This window comes from Lichenibacterium minor, assembly GCF_004137685.1.
Lineage (GTDB): Bacteria > Pseudomonadota > Alphaproteobacteria > Rhizobiales > Beijerinckiaceae > Lichenihabitans > Lichenihabitans minor.
Genome location: NZ_QYBB01000043.1, coordinates 1 through 8897, shown reverse-complemented (window position 1 = coordinate 8897; position 8897 = coordinate 1). Strand labels below are relative to the sequence as shown.

General features: G+C 62.8%; 11 protein-coding genes. 6 read left to right on the top strand and 5 right to left on the bottom strand.

Annotation, left to right across the window (positions count from 1 at the left end):
- The first annotated feature begins 43 nt into the window (after positions 1 to 43).
- The 6 genes from D3273_RS22660 to D3273_RS22635 all read left to right on the top strand — a co-directional run bounded on the left by D3273_RS22660 (position 44) and on the right by D3273_RS22635 (position 2983).
- Positions 44 to 280, top strand: coding sequence for a hypothetical protein (locus D3273_RS22660; protein WP_129229171.1), 237 nt, complete (start codon positions 44 to 46; stop codon positions 278 to 280).
- An 83-nt stretch (positions 281 to 363) separates the two neighbouring features.
- Positions 364 to 777: a hypothetical protein gene (locus tag D3273_RS22655; RefSeq protein WP_129229170.1), complete on the top strand. Its 414-nt coding sequence runs from the start codon at positions 364 to 366 to the stop codon at positions 775 to 777.
- Positions 778 to 823: 46 nt separating this feature from the next.
- Positions 824 to 1627, top strand: coding sequence for a TIGR04255 family protein (locus D3273_RS22650; RefSeq protein ID WP_129229169.1), 804 nt, complete (start codon positions 824 to 826; stop codon positions 1625 to 1627).
- The gene (locus tag D3273_RS22645; RefSeq protein ID WP_129229168.1) at positions 1624 to 2121 is read left to right on the top strand and encodes a hypothetical protein; all 498 of its coding nucleotides are present in this window, start codon (positions 1624 to 1626) and stop codon (positions 2119 to 2121) included. The genes D3273_RS22650 and D3273_RS22645 overlap by 4 nt, the downstream gene beginning before the upstream one ends.
- Before the next feature lie 16 nt (positions 2122 to 2137).
- Positions 2138 to 2542, top strand: a complete 405-nt coding sequence (locus tag D3273_RS22640; RefSeq protein WP_207210874.1) for a hypothetical protein — start codon at positions 2138 to 2140, stop codon at positions 2540 to 2542.
- Between the two features lie 12 nt (positions 2543 to 2554).
- Positions 2555 to 2983: a hypothetical protein gene (locus D3273_RS22635; RefSeq protein ID WP_129229166.1), complete on the top strand. Its 429-nt coding sequence runs from the start codon at positions 2555 to 2557 to the stop codon at positions 2981 to 2983.
- Between the two features lie 70 nt (positions 2984 to 3053).
- On the opposite strand, the gene D3273_RS22630 is transcribed toward D3273_RS22635, so the two are convergent.
- From D3273_RS22630 to D3273_RS22610, 5 genes are all read right to left on the bottom strand, one after another.
- Complete coding sequence (locus D3273_RS22630; protein WP_129229165.1) at positions 3054 to 4505, bottom strand: porin; 1452 nt, start codon at positions 4503 to 4505, stop codon at positions 3054 to 3056.
- 715 nt (positions 4506 to 5220) lie between these two features.
- On the bottom strand, positions 5221 to 5481 hold the full coding sequence (locus D3273_RS29860; RefSeq protein WP_129229192.1) for a phospholipase A2 family protein: 261 nt from the start codon (positions 5479 to 5481) through the stop codon (positions 5221 to 5223).
- An 866-nt stretch (positions 5482 to 6347) separates the two neighbouring features.
- Positions 6348 to 7049, bottom strand: coding sequence for a transcriptional regulator (locus tag D3273_RS22620; protein ID WP_129229164.1), 702 nt, complete (start codon positions 7047 to 7049; stop codon positions 6348 to 6350).
- Positions 7050 to 7605: 556 nt separating this feature from the next.
- Positions 7606 to 7758: a ribbon-helix-helix domain-containing protein gene (locus tag D3273_RS29855; protein ID WP_342634281.1), complete on the bottom strand. Its 153-nt coding sequence runs from the start codon at positions 7756 to 7758 to the stop codon at positions 7606 to 7608.
- 248 nt (positions 7759 to 8006) lie between these two features.
- On the bottom strand, positions 8007 to 8255 hold the full coding sequence (locus D3273_RS22610; protein WP_129229162.1) for a hypothetical protein: 249 nt from the start codon (positions 8253 to 8255) through the stop codon (positions 8007 to 8009).
- Between the last annotated feature and the right edge of the window lie 642 nt (positions 8256 to 8897).

Below are 8897 nucleotides of genomic sequence, written 5' to 3'. Positions count from 1 at the left end.
GCCCCAGCCCGACCACGCCCGCAACCCGGAGGAGCAACCCGCCATGGCCGACCATCCGACGACAATTGCGCGGGCACAGGGGATGTTGGATTGGCTGCGGACGCTGCCGCCCGGCGTGGCCCACGAGGAGGCGCGTGCCGCGATTGGGGCGGCCACGATGTACCTGCACGAAACGTTCGGCGAGCTTCACGCCTCGGCGATCACCGGCGCCATCACAGGCACGATCGCGGCCGGCGGGGAGGCTCCTCCGGTCGAAATGCCCGCTTTCCGGCTGCACTGATGGCCCGCGTCGCCCTCCTGGTCCTCGCTGCGGCGCTGATGCTCGTCGTCGCGCCGGCCTTCACCCTGCACTGAGGAACCGCCATGTCGCTGCACGCCACCTCGTCCGCCGTCGTCCGCTTCCCGCCCCGGCTGCGGGTGGTCCCGAAGTGGGAGAAAACCACCTCCGCCCTCGACGCCCTGCTGTCGGCCGGCACGATCGACGATCGGCAGCACGCCGCCGGGCTGGCCTATGGGAGGCTGCGACGGCGCTACGAAGACGGCATCGTGTGGGCGCGGCTTCGGCGCTCCCCGATGTCGGACGATGCGTGGGTGGCCGTGAAGCGCGACCACGCGGCGCTGATCCGGGCGGCCGGTGCGGAGCGGTTCGTGCTGGATCGGCTCTGCCTGGACGACGACGCGCCGCTCCGATGCGAGGTCGAGCGGGTAAGGGTGGCGTTGGGGCGGATGATCCGCCCCCATTGTCAATGCATACCGTCGGGCCAAACCCGTTTTTAACAGCTTTCTGTGCCATACAGGGCGCAAACTTATACGAGGCTCCATCGTGATCAGACCGGCCGGCCTTCCAAGCTTCCAAGCTCCGCCGCTCAATGAGATGGCCATTGGTGTCCAGTTCATGCCGTGCCGTGGCTATAACTCGCTGATGGCCACTGACGTATGGAATCTATTTCGCAACGAGTACCCTACGGCCCAGGAACAGCCATCCACTCCGCCAAATTTCGAGTTATTTGGACCAGTATCTCAGCCAATGAATTTTGGCTTCATACAAGGTCCAGTTCTCAACAGATTTTTCTTTGTGTCAAAGTCTGGCGATGACGTTATCCAATTTCAGAGTGATAAGCTATTCCATAATTGGAGACGCTTTGATCAGAACATGCAAGCGCATACATATCCTCATTTTGAAACAACATTTGATAAATACTTCAAAGAATTAAATTTACTGAATGACTTTTTTATAAAAATCCAAGGCGATCCTATATCTGTCAATCAAGCAGAGGTCACATATGTCAATCATATCGATATTTCTACAAATCCAGATCCGAGTGCATGGCTCCGCTACTTAAATCCTGAAGCCGGTAAGGTTGACGATTTTATCGGTAATTTTCGCCGGATTTTGTACAGCCTGGATGGTAAGCCGGAAGGGCGGATCATATGTGAGTCAAATAGCGCAACCGACCATCAGGGACGGCAGTTGATCGTCATGACCCTGATTGTCAGAGGTGCGCCAAAAGGTACGAGCGTCTCTCAGGCGCTTGAGTTTTTGCGCAAAAGCCGGGAAACAGTGGTTACGACCTTCGCTGAGTTGACCACCGACTCGGCTCACAAGGTTTGGGAGAGGACGCAATGAGTGCGGCTCGCGCCACGATGACGCTCTGGGAGGCTCGGTCCGTTCTCAGTGCGAGCCCGGTTTCTTCGATCACATCGCGGCAGAACCGGTTGGTTTTGTCTGAGCCTGACAGGGCTTGGCGGGCCGGCATCGTCCATCGATTGAATGAGTTGTGCTGTTTGCCAAAGGGCTGGGACGGCTACGGAGCCGAGCCAGTAAGCTTTGAAACGGCGAACTTCGCTCTCCGCATGCTGGATGTCGTGTGCCCTTCGGAAGGCCCCATGCCTTCGGTTGTGCCAGGCCCTAACCGCGACCTTCAGGTTGAATGGCATCTTGCCAGTGGCGACATTGAGTTGCATGTGAGGGCGCCAAACGACGTTCATGCGTGGCGGCTTTCTGTCCGCACGGGCGACGACGGCGAAGAACATGAGCTGACCAACGACTTCACGTTGGTTGCCCAATGGATCAAAGATCTGTCGGAGCCAGCGTTTGCCTCTCAGACTGCCGCCGCGTGATGCGAATGGAGACGTGGTGCCCCATGACCACGATGAGATCACAAATGAAAGCGGCGTAATACGCCGCATTTCTGACCACTATCTGACTCCTGGTCCAGATGGAAAGAGACAGATTTCCACCATGGCGCTTCAGAAATCATCTGGAGCTAATGGAGGGATGTCGGTCGATCTTGAGCAATCAATCCTCGCAGCGGGGGACGACGTAGTTACCCACGTGACTAGCCCTCAATTTCTTGGATCTGTTAAATTTGTAACCGGCGATCTTAGGCAAGAAGAGCTGTTGGTCGGTTATGACCCATTGCCAGACAACATCCATCACGGGGAGGTTTGGGGCAATTTGTCGAAGGGGAAGCAGCGACGGCTTTTGAAAAAAGCTGAGTGGTGTGTCGAAATACCTAACGCGATTATAACGGCGGGTTGAAGAAGTCTACCCGTGCCCATCCTCGCCCGCCACCGCTGGCTTTACCCGATCGACTGGCGCGAGCTGTCGGCCTCGATCCGGTTCCGACGCGCCAAGGGTCGGTGCGAGGGCTGTGGACGACCGCACGGGCGCGAGGTCTTGCACCTTGGCGACGGCCTGTGGTGGGACGAGGACGCGCGCACCTGGCGCTGCGGGCAAGGCAAGCGGCACCGACGCCTGCGACCGCCACACAGCACCATCCTGCCCATGCGGCGCACGCGGGTGTTCCTGTCGACGTGCCACCTCGACCACGACCCGCAGAACAACGCGCCGGGCAACCTCGCGGCGCTGTGCCAGCGGTGCCACCTCCTCCACGACGCGCCGGAGCACCGGCGGCGCCGGGCCGTGACGGTGCGGGCCCGGCGGGCGATGGGGGACCTGTTTACGGGGCCGTATGGGTGAAGAGACCCTGCCTAGAACGAAGAAAGCCCGGCTCGCGCCGGGCTTTCGAAGGTGTTCGGAGAGGCGTCGATCAGAAATCGCGCTCGACGCGGAGGCGAGCCTCGAAGGCATCGGGATCTTTGGAAATGCCGGTCGGCAGCGCAGTCGCAGCCTGATTCACGTTGTGGGCCAGCGTCTGGTTCAGCTTGACGTAATCGAACTCGAGGCCGAACTCGAGGTTCTTCGCGGGATCCCACAGGAACTGGTTGCCGATCTTGTACTGCTCGCCAAAGCCGAGGCCGCCCTGCGTCCAGTCGATCCGGCCGGCGCGGCCGTAGGAGGTCTGCTCGTAGGAGCCGAAGATCACGTCGTGGAAGTTCGGGGTGAAGTAGTGGTTGAAGGCGGCCATGACGGAGAAGCCTTCGCCCTTCTGCAGCGTGAAGGTGCCGGCAGCGGAACCGACGTTGTGGATCGCGATAGCGTCGCGGTCAACGTGCTGGAAGCCGCCGAGCAGGGCCGAGTTGAAGCCCTGGTTCATGTAGTAGGCGGAGTCCTGGTACAGGTAGGCGCCGTTCTGGTAAGCGCCCTCGACCCACAGGTCGTCGCCGGCGGCCAGCATCGGCAGCTTCAGGCGAACGCCGCCCTGGACCGCGAAACCGTCCGTGTCAGTGCCTGAGAAGCCCTGGCCGCTCGTGCCGGCGAAGGGACCGGACTCGGCCTGGATCTCGTGATAGGCGGCCGACAGCTGGGCGGAGCCCCAGGCCTGGTCGTAGCGCAGCACGCCGACGAGGTCGGGAATCGTCTCGCCGCCGTAGCGGGCACCCGTCGTGACCGCATTCGCGCCGGCATTGATGTAGCCGAGACCCTGGGTGGTCAGGTTGCGGGCGTTGCGATCTTCGATCGAGAAGGTCGCCGACAGGCCACCGCCGACCTGATAGGTGTAGGCGAAGACGTTCTGCGCGATATCGGAGTTGGCGATGCCTTCGTAGTTGTAGTTATCGGCGTAGAAGTCGAAGAACGACTGGACGCGACCGGCGGTGATGCCGGCGAACTGGATGAAGCCGCGGCGCAACGCGGCGTTGTTGCCGCCAGAGTTAGTGATGGTGCTGGCGCCGCCGGACAGGCCGCCCTCGGCGTAGGTGCCCTGCACGCGGTCGATCTGGTACTGAATGAAGGCGCGCAACGTGCCGTAGGCGGTCTGGGTGCGGGTGTCGACACCGAGGCGGACGCGCGCGAGGAAGCCGCTCTCGTCACGGTCGCGAGCCGGAACAATAGTGCGACCTAGGATATTCGACGTACCGACGGGAACGGGGGTCAGCGTGCGCGAGTTGCTGATGAAGACGCCTTCGATGCGGACCTGGGCGCCAATGCTGATGCAGGTGTCCGTGCCGGGGATGTAGAAGAAGCCTGCGCCGGTCCAATCGCAGACGCGGACGTAGTCGACCGGGGCCGCTTTGGCGACAGGCAGGTCGGCGGCGTGGGCAAGGCTGGCTGCGCTGATCAAGGCTGCAGTACCGAGCAGCAGGCTTTTCGCGAGGTTCATAGGATGAATCCGTCGGTCTTAACTGACATCGGCTGGGCGCGACATGAGGGCGCCGCAAAACCGCCGTTGAATGAGACCTAGCCAGCCATACTTAGCTGAAAATGAGTTGTCGTCTGTGCTGACCCATTTCCGAGGGTTGGCGGCGCACTCACCCGGTCGATGTTGCCTAACGGCCACAATCAGGACGGCTGCTGTGCGGCCGGATCTTGAGGCATGTAGGACGCCGGCGTAGGATTGTGTTCTACGTTGAACGCCGTGACATTTTCGTCATAAACAACCAACGATGAGGGGTGAGGTTTTGACATTTCCCCTCCAAATCGCTAGCTCACAGCTTACATCCCGAAGGCGTGGCGGTGCGTGGCAGCCGGTTGAGTGAGGTCTTAAATGCGGCGCCAACCCAGTCTTCGTTCGCGTGTGGCGGGTCGTGTTCCGACTGCAATCCTCGCTGATCCAATCAAGAAGTCGAAAGCGATCAGTCTTACCTTACCGTCGCTCATCGAAGATGCTGAGGCAGCGGGCTTATCGATCGTAGCTCAGCACTTGTACAAAGCGCTTATCCTTGCACGACGAGTCGCTGCATCGGGGGAGACCAGCTCTCTGCCGAGCTGACACGGTGTGCTGCTTTGAGAGGGGGCCTCTTCCTGTCTGACAGCCGCGAGAGACTCGCGGCTGACCACAGCTTCATGGGGCGGCATCGTTGACGGCGGGTTGATGGCTAGTGACAGGGAAGCGCTTGAGCGCCGCGGGCAGTGAAGTCCGCAGCTTCGCGCTCCTCTGCGGGTGCGGAACGGTCGGCCGCTACGGCAGTGGCGGCTTCCGCCAAGCGGGCGTTGCAACCGCAGGACGGGATCTTGAAGTCCTTCACGCAAGCGTCATGGCGCATGCAGGCTGCATCGAGCGCATCCACCGGCGCGGGATGAGCGCCCTTGTTGCCGGGGCCGCAGTAATTGCCGTGGTAGACGAGCTGCCCGTGCATCAGCGGGGCAATGGCGTCAGCGCCGTTCGGTAGACCCTGGCCCAAGGCGGGAAGGGCAATGACAGAAGTGAGAGCGACGACGGATGTGAGGAGGCGAAGGCACATTGAGGATCAATCTGAGGACACGATTTCCATCAAATGATGGAATTGAGGCCCTGTTCCGTCGCGTCACGCATGGCTGCATTTCGAGCAAGGTCGAGCTGCCTTCCCGCGCAGTCGGGGAGGGCATCGCTCGCTTCGGGCAGAGGTCGGGTCAGGAAGGGCTACAGGGGTAGGGGGTTCACACCATACGCACTGAAGGTCGGAAACGGCCCGTGGACGGCTGTTTCTCACCTCGGCCGCTACTCCGATCGTAGGGGCGCCGGAAACGGCGTCAGCGGGCTCCGCATAGGCGGCGCAAGAGTGTCAGTCTTTGCTGGACGGCGCGGCGTTCAAACGGCAGCCGCAGTGTGCTCGTCCCCTTCGATCACACCTCCAGCGACACATGTTCTCCGCAGGGCAGACGTGGGAGCACGAGTCCACCTTGCAGCTCGCGTTGCAGTAGAGGGCGGCGTTGAGCGGCAACTGATGCAGCGGGATCTCGCCGGCCGGCTTGCCAGGGTCAGCGTTGGCTAAGGTAGGGACACCGACCAACATCAGGGCGATGCACCAGTGTGCGCAGAAGCGCCTCACTCGATTAAGCATCCCGACTTCTCCCTTCGATCTTCCCTGAGCCATTGCCCTCTCGCTGACTAGAGAGAATCTGTAATCCGAAGGGCGTCCGCTGATCTGAACCCACCCCCTTGAGTCAATACCCGCTGTCACCGCCCGACCCCGCGTCCACGTCGATCGCCGCCTCGGGGCTTGTGAGCATCGGCCACCGCCGCCTAGGGTCGGTCGACGGCGGGGCGGCCCACACCGTCACGGCCCGAAGCACAAGTCAGAGGGCGCCGAGGGTCGCCAGCACGATCCCGATCACGACGAGACTGTTCCTGTCGGCCATGCTCCGCTCTCCCCTCCTCGGCCTGCCTTGAGTGCTCGGCACCCGCCCGCTTCCTGTCCCGCATCTTGAGCCAGGCGCGCCACTCGGGCGACACGATGCGAACCGTGTTCGGCGCCGATCGCCACGCGGTGAGGCGCCACTCCTCCGAGGTGAGGATCCCGAGTGCCGCGGCCTGCCGGACCGCGTTCTGCACCGTCGTGCGCCCTACCCCGGCCAGCGCCGCGATGTGGCCGATGGTGAGCCTGCACAGGCCCCGGCGCGCCACCTCGGCGGCGATCGTCGACAGGACGGCGGCCTCGGCCATGGTAAAGCGCGCGGCGAGCTGCGGCGGTAGCCAGCCGGAGCCTGTCCAGCGACGGCGCCGCTCCATGTAGGCCGGGGAGCGCGGGCGCGAGCCCACGGGCTTCCTGGGTGCCGCCGGCTTTGGCGGCACGATCTTGCGCGCCGCGATCTCCTCGGCGAGCTGCTGCGCGTCCTCCTCGGACACCGCCCCGCACGCGAAACCTTTCCACACGGCCGCCGCCAACTCGGCCAGCCGCCCCCGTGGCGTGCCCTGGAGGGCTCGCCTGATGTCGTCCGCGAACATTCTCGACCCGTTCCCATGGGCCGCATCGGGGCAAAGCGGGATCGTTCGCGGAAACGCCAATTTCCGCGTTGACGACTCGATGGCCGCTGTGGTGATCTCGCGCTGTTGAGGTTGCGAGAGCACCTATCGATTCCAAAGAGCCTCCAGGCGCCAACCTGGGGGCTCTTTCCGTTTGTGACCTACTGCGGCGGCTTCGACCTCCTGCGCGGCGGGAATCAGCCCCGCCGCGACACTCCATCGAGCCTGGATGATAGGGGAGTGTCAAACCGGCACAGGTTCGCGTGCGGTAGGCCGTAAACGGCATACGGCGAGCATTCTGCGGTTTACAGCTTACTATAAACGGCGTGCGGCCTACCGTTTACGGCGCGCTCAGAGCGGCCGGTGCGCTCCGCAGTGTCGGAGGTGAACGCCGTCGCCAAATTGGCGCTGGCGTTGCCTTGAGCCCGATTGGAAGCGTGCGCTCCAGCGACTTGCGCGCGTGTCTCTGGGTGTAGGATCTCGTAGGGACTGCCGCGTGCGGCATACGGTAAAAATTCTACGGCAAACCGTATGCCGTTTACTTCTTCTCGAAATCGGCGAGCGACGGTTGGCCGTACTTCGCCAGCATGAGGTCGACGCCTTCCTGTAGGAAGTCGTTGATGCGCCGGTCGTGGTCGAGCGCCATCTGCTTGAGCCGCTTCGCTGCCGCCTTGGGAACGTAGACCGTCAGTTTTTCGGCTGTGGCGGGCTTTCCGACCGACGCGACGGACGCGACCTCTGCCGGAGCTTCGATCTCGGGCGCCGGCTCGCCCCGCCATCGAAGACGGAGAAACCCTGATCCGCGGGCCCTTAACCTGGGCTGAGAAAGCGCTTCAGCGGGCGTTCACGCTCCGGTCGCTCGCCCCCTCTCTGGCGCTGGTCCCCCTACGCTGCGGGTCATTAGCCCTCGCGACTGACCCGCTCGCGTCGGGCAGGTGTTTAAGCCGCGACCGCGTCGAACTGCAAAACGGCCGGCATCTCCGACAGGAACTGCCGGTAGCCCTGTTGAGCGAGCTGGTAGTCCGCCATGCGCAGGATGAGCTTGGCTTTGCCTTCCTTGAGGACGGCGATCGAGGTCTCCGAGGCGAACAGGCCATCCCGGTAGAGCCGGAGCAGGACTTCGAACCGGTCGTCCGCGGCCGGGCGCATCCTCAGATCGAAGCGGATCTCGTCGCTGTGACCGGACATGGCGGATCTGTCCCTCGGATCTTCATTCGCGTTGCGACGGAAGGTAGAGATGACATGGTTAACAACCTCTTAACGACTGCCCGCGCCCTTTCTGGCCATCCGACTGATGCGGTCGAGAGCCTGACGTCGGCCTATCTTCATCAAGGTGACGAGAGAGGTCGGCCCCTTCGCCAGCTCACTTTCCAACGCCCGACGGAGAGCGAAAAGGTCGACCGCGTGGTCGGGGATGGCGGCATCGACGCGACGCAGGGCCTCCGTGAGCATCAAGGCGCTGCGCTCGGGTGTGAGCGTGGCGGGATCTCTGTGCGGCATGGAACGATGCCCGGCGAGAGGGGCCGCGGCTCGCAAGGTCGAGGAACTGCTGCGAACCGCAGGGCAGGAAGAGGCCTGACGAACCCTATGCAGCACGGATCGGGGCGGGCTGCATCCCTCGAATGGGTGATACAGCGCCGTCACGCCCTCGGCGCACTGGCCGATCACGTCCGTCAAGGTGGTGGAGAATTGTTGGGTGCTCACCGCAGGCCTTTGAGGGGCGTCAGGCTGCGATATGGGTCAATGTTGCCGTCTGCTCGTCGGTGCGGCCGGCCATGGTTTCGAGCGTCATGTATCGGTGTTGGAGCTGCCACTCGTCGTTCTGTTCGA

What these genes read in the sequence shown, in the direction of transcription:
- D3273_RS22660 (WP_129229171.1), top strand. Translation starts at nt 44, where the DNA reads ATGGCCGACCATCCGACGACAATTGCGCGGGCACAGGGGATGTTGGAT.
- D3273_RS22655 (WP_129229170.1), top strand. Translation starts at nt 364, where the DNA reads ATGTCGCTGCACGCCACCTCGTCCGCCGTCGTCCGCTTCCCGCCCCGG.
- D3273_RS22645 (WP_129229168.1), top strand. Translation starts at nt 1,624, where the DNA reads ATGAGTGCGGCTCGCGCCACGATGACGCTCTGGGAGGCTCGGTCCGTT.
- D3273_RS22630 (WP_129229165.1), bottom strand. Translation starts at nt 4,505, where the DNA reads ATGAACCTCGCGAAAAGCCTGCTGCTCGGTACTGCAGCCTTGATCAGC.
- D3273_RS29860 (WP_129229192.1), bottom strand. Translation starts at nt 5,481, where the DNA reads ATGCACGGGCAGCTCGTCTACCACGGCAATTACTGCGGCCCCGGCAAC.
- D3273_RS22620 (WP_129229164.1), bottom strand. Translation starts at nt 7,049, where the DNA reads ATGTTCGCGGACGACATCAGGCGAGCCCTCCAGGGCACGCCACGGGGG.
- D3273_RS22610 (WP_129229162.1), bottom strand. Translation starts at nt 8,255, where the DNA reads ATGTCCGGTCACAGCGACGAGATCCGCTTCGATCTGAGGATGCGCCCG.